This is a genomic window from Glutamicibacter sp. NPDC087831 (genome assembly GCF_044742845.1).
Classification (GTDB): Bacteria; Actinomycetota; Actinomycetes; order Actinomycetales; family Micrococcaceae; genus Glutamicibacter.
Map to the genome: position 1 here is coordinate 541,357 of NZ_JBIUVH010000001.1, position 13,704 is coordinate 555,060.

Annotated in this window: 10 protein-coding genes; all 10 read left to right on the forward strand. The window is 60.9% G+C overall.

Features of this window, described 5'->3' with window-relative positions:
* The first annotated feature begins 14 nt into the window (after positions 1-14).
* The 10 genes from ACIOJF_RS02645 to ftsZ all read left to right on the forward strand — a co-directional run bounded on the left by ACIOJF_RS02645 (position 15) and on the right by ftsZ (position 13,685).
* Complete coding sequence (locus ACIOJF_RS02645; protein WP_286134108.1) at positions 15-1,829, forward strand: penicillin-binding protein 2; 1,815 nt, start codon at positions 15-17, stop codon at positions 1,827-1,829.
* Complete coding sequence (locus ACIOJF_RS02650) at positions 1,823-3,415, forward strand: UDP-N-acetylmuramoyl-L-alanyl-D-glutamate--2,6-diaminopimelate ligase (RefSeq protein WP_105656805.1); 1,593 nt, start codon at positions 1,823-1,825, stop codon at positions 3,413-3,415. The genes ACIOJF_RS02645 and ACIOJF_RS02650 overlap by 7 nt, the downstream gene beginning before the upstream one ends.
* A 50-nt stretch (positions 3,416-3,465) precedes the next feature.
* Entirely contained in the window at positions 3,466-4,923 is a 1,458-nt protein-coding gene (murF, locus tag ACIOJF_RS02655) for a UDP-N-acetylmuramoyl-tripeptide--D-alanyl-D-alanine ligase (protein WP_105661487.1), read from the forward strand.
* Entirely contained in the window at positions 4,920-6,023 is a 1,104-nt protein-coding gene (gene mraY / locus ACIOJF_RS02660; protein ID WP_105656803.1) for a phospho-N-acetylmuramoyl-pentapeptide-transferase, read from the forward strand. Before murF ends, mraY begins: the two co-directional genes overlap by 4 nt.
* On the forward strand, positions 6,005-7,549 hold the full coding sequence (gene murD, locus ACIOJF_RS02665) for a UDP-N-acetylmuramoyl-L-alanine--D-glutamate ligase (RefSeq protein WP_105661486.1): 1,545 nt from the start codon (positions 6,005-6,007) through the stop codon (positions 7,547-7,549). Before mraY ends, murD begins: the two co-directional genes overlap by 19 nt.
* Positions 7,550-7,592: 43 nt before the next feature.
* Positions 7,593-8,846 (forward strand): putative lipid II flippase FtsW, encoded by a 1,254-nt coding sequence (gene ftsW / locus ACIOJF_RS02670; RefSeq protein WP_402734768.1) that lies wholly within the window; start codon positions 7,593-7,595, stop codon positions 8,844-8,846.
* Positions 8,847-8,945: 99 nt separating this feature from the next.
* The gene (gene murG, locus ACIOJF_RS02675) at positions 8,946-10,067 is read left to right on the forward strand and encodes an undecaprenyldiphospho-muramoylpentapeptide beta-N-acetylglucosaminyltransferase (protein ID WP_105661484.1); all 1,122 of its coding nucleotides are present in this window, start codon (positions 8,946-8,948) and stop codon (positions 10,065-10,067) included.
* A gap of 4 nt (positions 10,068-10,071) precedes the next feature.
* Entirely contained in the window at positions 10,072-11,469 is a 1,398-nt protein-coding gene (gene murC, locus ACIOJF_RS02680) for a UDP-N-acetylmuramate--L-alanine ligase (protein ID WP_105661483.1), read from the forward strand.
* Positions 11,470-11,531: 62 nt separating this feature from the next.
* On the forward strand, positions 11,532-12,266 hold the full coding sequence (locus tag ACIOJF_RS02685) for a cell division protein FtsQ/DivIB (RefSeq protein ID WP_105656798.1): 735 nt from the start codon (positions 11,532-11,534) through the stop codon (positions 12,264-12,266).
* Positions 12,267-12,485: 219 nt separating this feature from the next.
* Positions 12,486-13,685 carry a cell division protein FtsZ gene (gene ftsZ / locus ACIOJF_RS02690; protein WP_105656797.1) on the forward strand — a complete coding sequence of 400 codons (1,200 nt, stop codon included), beginning with the start codon at positions 12,486-12,488 and terminating at the stop codon, positions 13,683-13,685.
* The last annotated feature ends 19 nt before the right edge of the window (positions 13,686-13,704 follow it).

Sequence of the window (13,704 nt, forward strand, 5' to 3'; positions counted from 1 at the left end):
AGTTAGGTTCTTTTGTGAGCTCGACGGCAATCGACACTGCGAAAAAGCGAATGCGCTTTGTGCTGCTCCTCTCCGTGGTTTTGCTGCTGGTGATCCTGGGCCGGCTGGTCTGGGTCCAGGGCATCAACTCGGCAACCATTGCCAACGCTGCACAGGAAAACCGCGAACGCGTTGAAAACATTGCGCCAAATCGAGGATCCATCGAAGACCGCAATGGCACCACCCTCGCCGTCTCAGTAGACCGCTATGATCTGGTCATCGACCAGCGCGAGCAGGGTGAGAACATTCGCCGTGCGAAGCGGGATGGAACCAATGGCCAGGAACGCATCACGTGGGACCAAGCCATTGACGAACTAGCCGATACCCTTGACCAGGACCGTGAGGAACTTGCCACGAAGGTTCGCCCGCAGGGCGATGCCAAGCCCAAAGGGTACGTCATGCTCGCCAAGAGCGTGACCCCGGAAGTACGCAACGAAGTCCTCGAAATCGGTATTCCGCGACTTGCCTCATTGCTGCGCAGCGAACGCCAGTACCCGCAAGGCGTAATTGCAGGACCACTGCTGGGGTTCGTGCGCAACTCCGAAGACCAAACAGCCGTGGTGGGAGCCGAAGGCCTGGAACTGAGCCAGGAGGAACACCTGGCCGGCACGGCCGGCAGCCGCAAGTTCGAGATCAGCGCCGATGGCGTGCGCATTCCCGTCACCGAGGTCGAAGAAACCCCTGCAGTCGATGGCCAGGACGTCATCCTGACCATCGACTCCGACATCAACTACGTTGCCCAGCGTGCAGCAGAAAAGAAGCAAGCTCAGTTCAACGCTGAGTGGGTTTCCGTGGTCGTCATGAAAGCGGATACCGGCAAGATCCTCGCCATCGGCGACTCCGCTGAATTGGACCCGAATGATCCAGGCGCTACCAAGCCGGAGTTCCGCCGCTCCACCTCCATCACCCGTGCTTTCGAGCCAGGTTCCACCGGCAAGGCCGCGATCTTCGCGGCGGCCATCGACCAGGGCGGAGTGGATCCGCTGACCGAGATGCGTGTGCCGAATAAGAAGACGTTCACCAAGGAAACCATCAATGACTCGTTGGAACACCCAACGTACGACATGACGGTCTCGGGCATCTTCGCCCGTTCCTACAACACCGGCACCGTGATGGTCGGAAATACCATGAGCAAGCAGACCCGTTACGACTACATGCGTGCCTTCGGATTGGGTTCGCCCATCCGCGTCGGCTTGAATGGCGCTAGCGCTGGCCAATTGGCGCATCCCGATAATTGGGACCGCCGCCAGCAGTACACCACCATGTTCGGCCAGGGCTATTCGCAGACCGTGCTGCACACCGCTTCAATTTTCCAGTCCTTGGCCAACGGCGGCGTTCGCCTTTCGCCAAGCCTGATTGAGGGCTACCGCAACGAAGACGGTACCATCACCAAGATCCCCGCACCGGAAAAGAAGCGCGTGGTCAAGAAAAGCACCGCTGACGAAATGCTCAAGCTCATGGAATCGGTCGTTGACGACGGTACCGGCTACAAGGAGCGCATTCCCGGGTACCGCGTGGGCGGCAAGACCGGTACAGGCCAGGCGGCAAGCGCCAAGGGCTATGACGGATATACTTATTCCTTTGCAGGTGTCGCTCCCTTGGAAGATCCGCAGTTCGTCGTCGTGGCAACCATGTACAGGCCAAAGGGCAACTGGAAAGACTTCTCGGTAGCTGACACGTTTACCGATGTTATGAGCCATACTCTCAACACATTCAATGTGCCACCGAGCACGACAAAGTCAGAGGCGTATGACGTCTTTGTAGGTGAGGATCAGAAGAAATCTTGGTAGTCCAGAACCCCGACACTCCGCGTGAGCTAGAACGGTACCTACGCCCAGAGAGCATCGCCGGTCTTGGCTTCGACCAGCTCTGCGGCACAGCTGGCGCGGTGCGAACTGGAGCGCTGCTCAATGCCGCTCCGCAAATCCTCGGCGTCAGCCTCAACCCGCAGATCGTACAGAGCGGTGACGTCTTCCTGGGTATTTCCGGCGCCAAGCGCCACGGTGCCGAATTCGTGGAAACCGCCATCGGCAACGGTGCTGTCGCACTGATCACCGATACTGCAGGACTCGAATTCCTCAGCGATGACCTCTCGATCCCGGTGGCCGTCGTTGCAGATGTACGCAAATCCGCAGCCGTGATCGCGCAGAGCGTCTACGGAACCGACCAGCGCAGCCCGAAGCTGTTCGCTGTCACCGGCACCAACGGCAAGACCACCACAACCTTCATGATCCGCGCGATCCTGGATGCGCTGGGTGAAGAAACCGGCCTGATCGGCACGATTGAGATGTCCGCCCGCGGGCAGATCATCCCCAGCGTGCTGACCACCCCGGAGTCCACCCAGCTGCACGGCGTGCTCTCGCGCATGGCGCAGCAGGAAGTCACGTCGGTGGCCATGGAGGTATCCAGCCACTCGCTGAGCTATGGCCGCGTTGATGCCCTGCGCTTTGCCGTTTCCGGTTACACCAACCTGACCCAGGACCACTTGGACCTGCACGGCACGATGGACGAGTACTTCGAAACCAAGGCCGAACTATTCACCGCGGAACGCTCCGAGCGCGCAGTGGTCATGGTAGACGATGAATACGGCCAGCGCCTGGCCGAGCGCGCCCTGGTGCCTACCGAGACCCTGAGCCTCGACGGCGAACACCCTTCGGCGCACTGGAGGGTTGCCGAACTGGCGCACTGCGGATTGGGCCACAGTTTCACCCTGGTGCACCGGGATGGACGCCAGCTGCGGACCCGGACCCTGCTTCCAGGCATGTTCAACGTCGCCAACGGAGCACTGGCGGCCTTGATGGTGCTGGCCGGCGGTGCGGACCTCGAAGCCCTGCAGCAGGCCTTGGACTCCAAGGATCCGCTGTCGGTCGCCGTTCCAGGGCGGATGCAGGTCGTAGCCGAATCTCCGGTAGCCGTAGTCGATTTCGCCCATAATTCGGATGCACTGGCAAAGGCTTTGGATTCCATCCGTCCGGGGGAGCAGGGACGCCGGATCGTCGTCTTCGGCGCCACCGGAGAGCGCGATAAGACCAAGCGCCCGGATATGGGAGCGGTGGCAGCCCGCCACGCGGATATCGTCATTGTGACCGACGACGACCCGCACAGCGAAGACCCGGCTCCGATCCGCGCCCAGGTTGCCGCCGGAGCACAGCAAGTTCTCGATTCCGAGCGTCCGCAGGTGCAGCTTCACAACATCGCGCCACGCGCCAAAGCCGTAGAGTTCGCTGTGAGTTTGGCCGAAGCCAACGACGCGATTCTCGTGGCCGGGCGGGGACATGAAGTCAGCCAAGACGTCGCGGGAATTGACGTGGAACTGGATGATCGAGTGGAACTAGCGAAAGCACTGAATCTTCATGGATTTGTGACCAATTCCTAGAACGTACAAGTCCACTATCGCCACCGCTCAAGTGTAAAGTCCTTATTGCCATGATTGAACTGTCTCTGACCGACCTGCTGGAAATCACCGGCGGAAAAGCGACTGCTACAGCCGCCTCCGACACGGTGATCACTTCCGTGACCACTGACTCGCGCGAAGTCGTCCCGGGTGCCTTATTCGTCGCCAAGCCCGGAGAACTCTCCGACGGGCACGCCTTTATCGACCGTGCACGCGCCGCCGGCGCAGTGCTGGCCCTAGCTGAACGCATTACCCACGATGAAGACCGCAGGGAACACCCGGCGATCATCATTGAAGACGCGGTAGAAGCAATGGGCAAAATTGCCGCGCACATCGTTGCGCTTCTCAAGGAAAAGAACGACGCCAAGGTCGTGGGAATCACCGGTTCGGCCGGCAAGACCACCACCAAGGACCTGCTCGCCGGTATTCTGTCGCAAGTGGCGCCGACCGTGTCGCCAATCGGCTCGTACAATGGCGAAGTCGGCGTCCCGCTGACGGTATTCAGCGCCACCGAAGAGACCAAGTACTTTGTCATCGAGATGGGGGCCACCGGCATTGGCCACCTGACGTACCTGACAGATATGGTGCACCCGCAGGTCGGTGTCGTGTTGTGCGTCGGTACCGCCCATGCCGGCGAATTCGGCGGGGTGGAGAACATCGAGAAGGCCAAGGGCGAACTCGTTGAAGCCCTGCCAGCCGATGGCACGGCCATCTTGAATGCTGAAGACCCCCGCGTGGCACGCATGGACTTGCGTTCCGGGGGAGCCGTGCGCTTCTTCGGCACCGGAAAGAACAAGCCGGAAAACGCTGGGGTCTGGGCCACCGACGTTGTTGTGAATTCCCACGGGCAGCCAGAACTCACTCTTGAATTCCCTGGCGGCTACAGCAAGCGCATCACCTCGGGCCTCCTGGGACGCCATCACGTCTCGAATATCCTCGCCGCGGCCAACGCTGCACTGGCCCTGGATATCGCCCCGGAATTGATCGCCGCAGGCCTGGAAGGCCGCGCTGCCGGCAGCCGCTGGCGCATGGAGCGCATCGAGCGCGCTGACGGCGTGAGCATCATCAACGACGCGTACAACGCGAACCCTGAATCAATGCGCGCTGCGCTGGTGACCCTGGCCGAATTGGGCCTGGGCGCCGACGGCGCACCGGGCCGACGCACTTGGGCAGTCCTGGGCGAAATGCTGGAACTGGGCGATGACAGCATCCACCAGCACGACCTGCTGGGCCGCATGGCAGTTCGCATGAACATCAAGAAACTTGTAGTGGTAGGCCGTGGCGCAAAGCCCGCCTACAACTCCGCTGTGCTCGAAGGCAGCTGGGGCGACGAGGCCTTCTACGTTGAAGACGTAGATGAGGCTCGCGCGCTGCTGCAAGAGCAGCTTCAGCCAGGCGACATCGCCTTGTTCAAGTCCTCTAACGGGGCCGGTCTACGCTTCCTCGGCGACGACATTGCAGCATTCGCGAAGGAAGGCGACAACGCATGATCGCATTGATTCTGGGGGCCGGCATTGCCCTCGTGCTGACCATGGTGGCCATGCCGCTGTACATCCGCCTGCTCACCAAGAAGCAATACGGGCAGGTCGTGCGCGACGACGGGCCGAACTCGCACGCCATCAAGTCCGGCACCCCGACCATGGGCGGAGTGGTCTTCGTCCTGGCCGTGTTCGTGGCGTACTTCGCCACCCATGGCATCCTTTCGCTCATGGGACGCACTTCTTCGGGAATTACCGCCAGCGGAATGCTGGTCCTGATGCTCTTCGGCGGCATGGGACTGGTCGGCTTCCTCGATGACTTCATCAAGATCTTCAAGAAGCGCTCATTGGGCTTGCGCGCCTGGCAGAAGATTGTCCTGCAGGCATTCTTCGGCATCAGCTTCGCCGTGCTGGCCTTGCAGTTCCCCAATGACCAGGGCCTGACTCCGGGCTCTACCGCGATCTCCTTCCTGCGCGACACCAACATCGACCTGGCCTTCGCAGGCCCGATGCTGGGCATGATCCTGTTCGTGCTCTGGGCGAACTTCATCGTTACCGGTGCTACCAACGGCGTGAACTTGACCGATGGCCTGGACGGACTGGCTACCGGTGCCTCGATCATGGTCTTCGGCGCCTACACCCTGATGGGCATCTGGCAGCAGAACCAGGCCTGCAGCAACATGGACTCGCTGGACGTCTGCTACTCGGTACGCGACCCGCAGGACCTGGCCCTGCTGGGGGCCACCCTCTCCGGTGCGCTGATCGCCTTCCTCTGGTTCAACGCCAAGCCGGCGAAGATCTTCATGGGCGACACCGGATCGCTGGCCATCGGCGGCGCCGTGGCTGCCTTCGCGATCCTCTCGCGCACCCAGCTGCTGCTGGTGGTAATTGCCGGCCTGTTCGTGATCATCTCCCTGTCGGTGATCATCCAGGTGGGCTACTTCAAGCTCTCGGGCGGCAAGCGCGTGTTCAAGATGGCGCCGCTGCAGCACCACTTCGAGCTTTCGGGCTGGTCCGAAGAAAACGTTGTTATCCGATTCTGGATCCTTGCCGGCCTGTTCGTGGCCGCGGGCCTGGGTCTCTTCTACTCTGAATGGGTTGTCGCACTGTGAGCGTAGACGCTGGCAAATCTCTTGACTCGCTAACCAGCTGGGATGCTGATTGGAAAGGCCTGCGCGTAGTCGTCGCCGGACTGGGACTCTCCGGATTCTCTGCGGCCGACACCCTCATCGAGCTGGGTGCCATCGTCACCGTCATCGACGGCCGCGATGACCAGCTGAACCAGCAACGTGCCGAGACGCTGAAGATCGTCGGGGCCCATGAGGTGCTGCTGGGCGACGGGAACGTACAAGCCCTGCCGTTGGTCGATGGCAAGCTGGCCCAGCTGGTCATGGTTTCCCCAGGCTGGAATCCCCGTAATCCGGTCATCGCAGAGGCCGAGTCCGAGGGCATCGAGATCTGGAGCGATATCGAGCTGGCTTGGCGCGTGCAGAACCGTGCCGGCCACACAGCACCACAGTGGCTGGCGATTACCGGCACCAACGGCAAGACCACCACTGTGGGCATGACCGAGGCGATCCTGCGCGCCGATGGGCTGAAGGCCATCGCCGTCGGCAACGTCGGCACCCCGATCCTGGATGCCGTACGCGAACCGGTGGACTATGACGTATTCGCCGTCGAGCTCTCCAGCTTCCAGCTGCACTACACGCATAGCATTTCTCCGCTTGCCTCGGTGGTCTTGAACCTGGCCGAAGACCACGTGGACTGGCATGGCGGCTTCGACAACTACAAGGCCGCCAAGGCCAAGATCTACGAACGCACCCAGGTAGCAGCGATCTTCAACGCCGCCGATGAGCGCACCATCACCATGGTGGAAAACGCTGAAGTCATCGAAGGCTGCCGTGCTATCGGCTTCACCACCGATACCCCAGCAGTATCGATGGTGGGTGTTGTCGAAGGCCTGCTGGTGGACCGCGCCTTCATCGAAGAGCGCAAGACCAGTGCCGTGGAACTGATCGCCCTGAAGGACATCGGCGAGATTGTTCCGCGCCACACCGCCGCGAACGCGGCTGCCGCGGCGGCGCTGACCCGCGCGTACGGAGTGAATGCAGAAGCTGTCGCTGCGGGTTTGGCGAACTTCGACTCCGGCGATCACCGGATCCAGGCCGTCGCCCGCAAGAACGACATCCTGTGGATCAATGATTCCAAGGCCACTAATCCGCATGCGGCCGATGCTTCGTTGGCTGCATTCACCCGTGTGGTCTGGATTGCCGGTGGCTTGTCCAAGGGCGTGGAATACGGCGACTTGATCGCCAAGCACGCGCAGCGCCTGGCCAAGGTCTTGCTCATCGGCACCGACACCGCCGGTTTGCGCCAAGCACTCGCTGCCCACGCGCCAGAGGTTGAAGTCATCGACATCACTGGGGCAGCGCAGGGCGGTGACGGTTCGGTTCCAAGCGGCGCCCAGGTCATGACGCGTGCGGTCTCCAAGGCTGCCGAAGTAGCCGAAGCAGGGGATACCGTGCTCATGGCTCCCGCCGCGGCCTCGATGGACCAATTCAGTTCCTACGCCCAGCGTGGCAACGCATTTATCGCTGCCGTCAGTGATCTGATGGATAAAACTGGCGAAGACCAGTAATCGAAAGCTGACCGAATAAACGACACCGAGGCAGGAGGCACCGATGGCGATGAAAATGAACAAGAAGCCAGCAGGTTCCAAAGCCGAACTCCCTTGGTACGCGAGATTCGGCAGGATGCTCGGAACCGTCGAGAACTCCAGCGGCCGCATGGCCTCCACGGACTACTGGCTGGTGCTCGTGGGCTCCATCGTGCTGGCCGTTTTCGGTGTGGTCATGGTCCAGTCATCGGCGTCGGTTGAAGCGATCGCGAAGGGCAGGGACGGTTTCACCGTGGCGCTGTCCCAGGGTGGCTTTGCCGCCTTGGGTATTCTCTGCATGCTGGTCATGCAGCGGATCAAGCCGGAAACGCTGAAGCGGCTGGCCTGGCCTTCCGTTATTGCGGCAGTGGTCCTGTTGTTCCTCGTGGCGTTCACGCCATTGGGCCATACGGTGCTCGGCAACCGAAACTGGATCCGCATCGGCGGCTTCGGCCTGCAGCCCAGCGAGTTCGCCAAACTGGCGTTGTCTGTTTTTGCCGCGTTCATGCTGGAAAAGAAGCAGCATCTGCTGCACGACATCAAGCATTTGGTCGTCCCAGTGGTTGCCCCGGTGGGGGTCTTCATTGTTGGCCTCATCGTGGTCGGCAAGGACGTAGGTACAGCGCTGGTCTTGTTGATGATCATTGCCTCGGCGATGTTCTTGGGCGGCATCCGGATGAAGTGGCTGGCGGCGTTTTCGGTGGTCGGTGTCCTGGGCCTGTCCGTGGCGATCTTCGCTTCCTCCAACCGCCGCCAGCGCATCGTCGCTTGGCTTGATACCGATTGCGGCCCGAGCAGCGACCTTTGCTACCAGGCCAGCATGGGCCTTCACGCCTTCGCCTCCGGCGGCTGGTTCGGTGTGGGCGCAGGCCAGTCCCGCATGAAGTGGTCCTATGTGCCTGAGGCGCAGAACGACTTCATCTTCTCCATCCTGGGTGAAGAGTTCGGCCTGATCGGCGTGCTGTTCGTCCTGGTCATGTTCATGCTGCTGGCCTTGGCGATGTATCGCATTGCAGCACGCGCCAAGGACTTGTACACCAAGGTGCTCATGGGTTGCCTGATGTCCTGGGTCATCGGCCAGACCTTCGTGAATCTGGGTACCGTCACCGGCGTACTTCCCGTGATCGGTGTTCCGCTGCCGTTCATTTCCTCCGGCGGCTCGGCGATGCTCGCCATCATGCTGGCAATGGGCTATGTCCTCTCCTCGGCCCGGGCGCAAAAACTTGAATTCGAAGCAACGCTGGAAAAGAAACCGGCAAAGAGCAAGAAAACCAAATAGTGCGCCGCTAGCGGCCGCTATCAGAAGCAGAGGCCCATCGCTGAATCTGCGGTGGACGTTGATCCTGCCCATTGGCAGGACGAAGGAGTACAGCAACAGATGAGCGAAGCACTTCGTCTAGTCGTCGCCGGCGGCGGAACTGCCGGCCATATCTCGCCCATGCTGGCCATAGCTGATGCCGTGAAGGCCGAGCATCCCGAAGCAATGGTCACAGCACTGGGTTCTCCCGGTGGCCTGGAAACCAAGCTGGTGCCGGAAGCCGGCTACCCGCTCGAACTCATCCCCAAGGCCCCGATGCCACGCAGCATCAACGTGGATCTGCTCAAGTTCCCTTTCCGTTTCATCAAGGCCATTAACAACGCCAAGAACGTTCTGCGCACTACCAAGGCCGAGGCCGTCCTGGGCGTCGGCGGTTATGTCTGCACCCCGGCATATCTTGCCGCGAAGCAGCTGAAGCTGCCGATCTTCGTGCATGAGGCCAACTCCGTTGCCGGCATGGCCAACAAGCTCGGGGCAAAGAACGCGGCATTCGTCGGAACCACTTTCGCCAACACCGGGCTGCCCGGTGAGATGCAGGTGGGCATGCCGATGCGCTCCAACGTTGCCACCATGGACAAAGCCGCGCTGCGAGGCGAAGCACGCGGGTACTTCGGTATCACCGGGCAGAAGCCGGTACTTCTGGTCACCGGTGGATCCTCCGGAGCGCAGAGCATCAATACCGCCATCGAGCAGTCCCTGGACGAGCTGAACGCAGCTGGCATCCACACTATCCACATCACCGGACGCGGAAAGCAGATTCTGGACGCCTCGGGCAATCTGCTGTCCCATGAAGGCTACAGCCAGACCGAATACGTGGACCGCATGGACTACGCCTACGCCGTCGCGGATTTGATGATCTGCCGCTCCGGCGCGGGCACCGTCTGCGAACTGGCCGTAGCTGGCACGGCCTCGGTACTGGTTCCGCTGCCCATCGGCAACGGCGAGCAAAAGCTCAACGCCCGTGAACTGGTCGCTGCCGGGGGAGCCGTCCTGGTTTCCGACGCGGAGTTCACAAAGTCCTATATCAGCGAAAATGTCATCAATCTGCTGACCGATCAGCATAAAATTGAAAAGATGTCTCAAGCCGCTGCCTCATTGGGGCAGCGCGACGCCGCGCAGATCATGGCGCGACGGATTATTGATGAAGTTTCAACCCGCCGCCGTGCGGGTCAGGAAGGCTAGAACCATGGCACTGCGAGCCGACGAACTGAACGCCGATCTGGGCAAGGTACACCTGATGGGTGTAGGCGGGGTTGGCGTATCAGCGGTTGCACGGCTGCTGCTCGACTACGGCCTGGCTGTCTCCGGCACCGATGCCAAGGATCTCCCGGTGCTCGATGGCTTGCGTGAGCGCGGCGCGCGAATCCACGTAGGCTACGACCCAGCGAACCTCGGCGACGCCGACACCGTGGTGATCTCCTCGATCATCAAGGCCGGAAACCCGGAATATGACGAAGCCCTGCGCCGCGGACTGCGAATCTTGCACCGCTCCGAAGGCCTGGAAGCTACCATGCGCGGCCACGAGAAGATCGTGGCCATCGCCGGTACTCACGGCAAGACCACCACCACTTCGCTGACCGCCCATATGCTCAAGACCATTGGCGCGCGTCCGAGCTTCGCCGTGGGAGCGAATATTCCAAGCCTGGGCACCAACGCCGAGCTCGGGGCCGGATCCTACTTCGTGGCCGAAGCGGACGAATCCGACGCTTCCTTCCTCAACTACCGGCCGGATGCCATCATCGTGACCAACGTCGAAGCCGACCACCTGGATCACTACGGTACCGCTGAAGCAGTGCACCAGGCCTTCGTGGACTTCGCCAGGCTATTGCCGGCAGACGGCTTGCTGATCTGCTGTGCAGATGATGAGGGTTCCAACGATCTGGCGCACAAGATGCGCGCAGAGCGTCCGGAAATCCGCGTGCAGACCTACGGCTTCAGCGATCACGCCGACCGCCGCCTTTCCGATGCCCGCGCCACCGAAGACGGCCGCTTCACCGCAACCATCGAATGGGGCAGCGGACAAAGCCGCATCCTGGATCTGGCAGTGCCCGGCCAGCACAACCTGCTTAATGCTGCCGCCGCATTGTCTGTCGGCATTGATGCAGGTGTGGACGTTGACGAAGCGCTGCAGGCGCTCTCCAGTTTCTCCGGGGCAGCTCGCCGATTCGAATTCAAGGGTGAAGCCGCAGAGGTCCGTGTCTACGACGACTACGCGCACCACCCGACCGAGGTGCAGGCAGCGCTGACCGCCGGCCGTACGGTGGCCGGCAACGGCCGGCTGCACATTGTCTTCCAGCCGCACCTGTTCAGCCGTACCCAAGAGTTCTTCCGCCAATTCGCCCAGGCCTTGTCCCTGGCCGATTCGGTGGCCGTGCTGGATATCTACCCGGCACGTGAAGAACCTATCGATGGCGTGGACAGCGAACTGATCGCATCGCGCATCGAGGTTCCTGCCCAGGTACTTTCGCCGGCAGCCGCTGTAGCGCACGTGGTTGAGCAGTCCGAGCCGGGCGATGTCATCATGACCATTGGCGCCGGCGATGTCACAGCGCTAGGCCCAGACATCGTCAAGTCGCTGAGCTGACGAATTCCGTCCCGAGTCCGAGGCCATCGCAGTTGGTCCACTTCCGTCTACCAAGGTGATCCATGGGTGAAGCAGCAAAAGTCGTAGAACTTCCGGAGAGCCCGGAGAAAAAACGGCGCAAGATCCTGATTATTCTCACGGCATGCATCGTCGTGCTCAGCCTCGCTGCGGTTTTGATCTTGAGCTTCTCACCGGTGATCGCTGCCAAGAAGATCGAAGTAACCGGCACCAAGCTGGTCAATTCCGAGAAGCTGGGGAAGTCCCTGGAACCATTGAAGGGCGTTCCGCTGCCGCGGATCTCTGAATCGAGGGTCCAGGAGCTGATCGGCGAGCAGCCGGCCATCGACGAAATCGTGGTCAAGGCCCAGATGCCCAACACCTTGGTCGTTGAGGTAATCGAAGCTGTGCCGGTGGCCATCTTGCTGGAGGGCAAGAAGCAGTACCTGGTCTCCGAGACCGGCAAGAAGCTTCGCACCGTCGGCAAGAATGACAAGGACCAGTTGCCCAAGATCAAGGCCACCGACGTCACTGCTGATCCGGAGCAGTTCAAGCTGCTGACCGGAATCTTGAGCACCGTTGACAAGAAAGTGCTCAAGGAAGTCTCAACGGCATCCTTGTCCAAGGCAGGGTTCGCCGAACTGGCGTTGCCGAAGAACCGCACTTTGATTTGGGGAGACGCCAAGAAAGCGGCCCTGAAAAATGAAGTGGCGACGATCTTCTTGAAAGAGCTTGAGAAAAAGCACGCGGCCAAGACGACCATCGACGTCACCAACCCAGAAAATCCCGTGGTCTATTAAGTCGCGGTGCTCTGGGCGCGGGAAGACCAATAAGCCAAGAAATTCTGGAAAGATAGTTTTGAATAAGCGACACGCCTAGGCGGTCGTTGCAGAAAGACCACACGACTCATAGCGTTTCTAATAACGACAGCTTGACAGAATCTTAACCTTAAGGCTAAAGGTGAAGGTCTTTAGCTGGAGTCGTGAAATATGTAGCACATCTAACAAGGGAAGCGGGACGTGGCAGCTCCACAGAATTACCTCGCGGTCATTAAAGTCGTCGGAATCGGCGGTGGCGGTGTAAACGCAGTCAATCGAATGATCGAAGTCGGTCTCAAGGGCGTAGAGTTCATCGCCATTAACACCGATGCCCAGGCTCTGCTTATGAGTGATGCCGACGTCAAACTCGACGTAGGACGCGAACTGACTCGTGGCCTGGGCGCTGGCGCCAACCCTGATGTGGGACGCCAGGCAGCGGAAGATCATGTAGAAGAAATCGAAGACGTCCTGCGCGGCGCGGACATGGTCTTCGTGACCGCTGGCGAAGGCGGCGGTACTGGTACCGGCGGCGCGCCGGTCGTGGCCCGCATTGCCCGCTCGCTTGGCGCGCTGACCATCGGCGTGGTCACCCGTCCATTCACCTTCGAGGGTCGCCGCCGCGCTAACTCCGCCGAGTCGGGCATCGAAGCCCTGCGCGACGAAGTGGATACCCTCATTGTGATCCCGAACGATCGACTGCTGTCGATCTCGGATCGCAACGTATCGGTGCTCGATGCATTCCGCCAGGCAGACCAGGTTCTGCTCTCCGGCGTGCAGGGCATTACCGACCTGATCACTACCTCGGGCCTGATCAACCTCGACTTCGCCGACGTGAAGTCCGTTATGCAGGGCGCAGGCTCGGCATTGATGGGCATCGGTTCGGCGCGGGGCGAAGACCGTGCAGTGAAGGCAGCGGAGCTGGCTATTGCCTCGCCACTGCTCGAAGCTTCTATCGATGGCGCCCACGGCGTCCTGCTCTCCATCCAGGGCGGCTCCGACCTCGGCTTGTTCGAAATCAACGAAGCTGCACGCCTCGTGCAGGAAGTTGCCCACCCGGAAGCCAACATCATCTTCGGTGCCGTCATTGACGACGCCTTGGGCGACGAAGCACGTGTCACCGTGATTGCAGCCGGCTTCGACGAGCCAGATGTCACCAGCAAGCCAATGGCACCGGTCGCAGCAAAGCCAGCTGTCTCCGCGCGCCCGGCTGAGCAAGTGCCAGCGAGCATTCCAGAAACACCAGCACCTGCTGCAACCGAAGCTGCGAAGCCAGCCCAGGTTGCTCATGAGAAGCCAGCTGCCGCAGAGCAGGCTAGCTCCTTCCAGGACCTTCCAGATGTTGTCGACTCGGACCTGAATGGTTCGAACGACGACCTGGATGTCCCGGACTTCCTGAAGTAAAAACAGCAAGAAGCTGAGC

What these genes read in the sequence shown, in the direction of transcription:
- murF (WP_105661487.1), top strand. Translation starts at nt 3,466, where the DNA reads ATGATTGAACTGTCTCTGACCGACCTGCTGGAAATCACCGGCGGAAAA.
- mraY (WP_105656803.1), top strand. Translation starts at nt 4,920, where the DNA reads ATGATCGCATTGATTCTGGGGGCCGGCATTGCCCTCGTGCTGACCATG.
- murD (WP_105661486.1), top strand. Translation starts at nt 6,005, where the DNA reads ATGGGTTGTCGCACTGTGAGCGTAGACGCTGGCAAATCTCTTGACTCG.
- ftsW (WP_402734768.1), top strand. Translation starts at nt 7,593, where the DNA reads ATGGCGATGAAAATGAACAAGAAGCCAGCAGGTTCCAAAGCCGAACTC.
- murG (WP_105661484.1), top strand. Translation starts at nt 8,946, where the DNA reads ATGAGCGAAGCACTTCGTCTAGTCGTCGCCGGCGGCGGAACTGCCGGC.
- murC (WP_105661483.1), top strand. Translation starts at nt 10,072, where the DNA reads ATGGCACTGCGAGCCGACGAACTGAACGCCGATCTGGGCAAGGTACAC.
- ACIOJF_RS02685 (WP_105656798.1), top strand. Translation starts at nt 11,532, where the DNA reads ATGGGTGAAGCAGCAAAAGTCGTAGAACTTCCGGAGAGCCCGGAGAAA.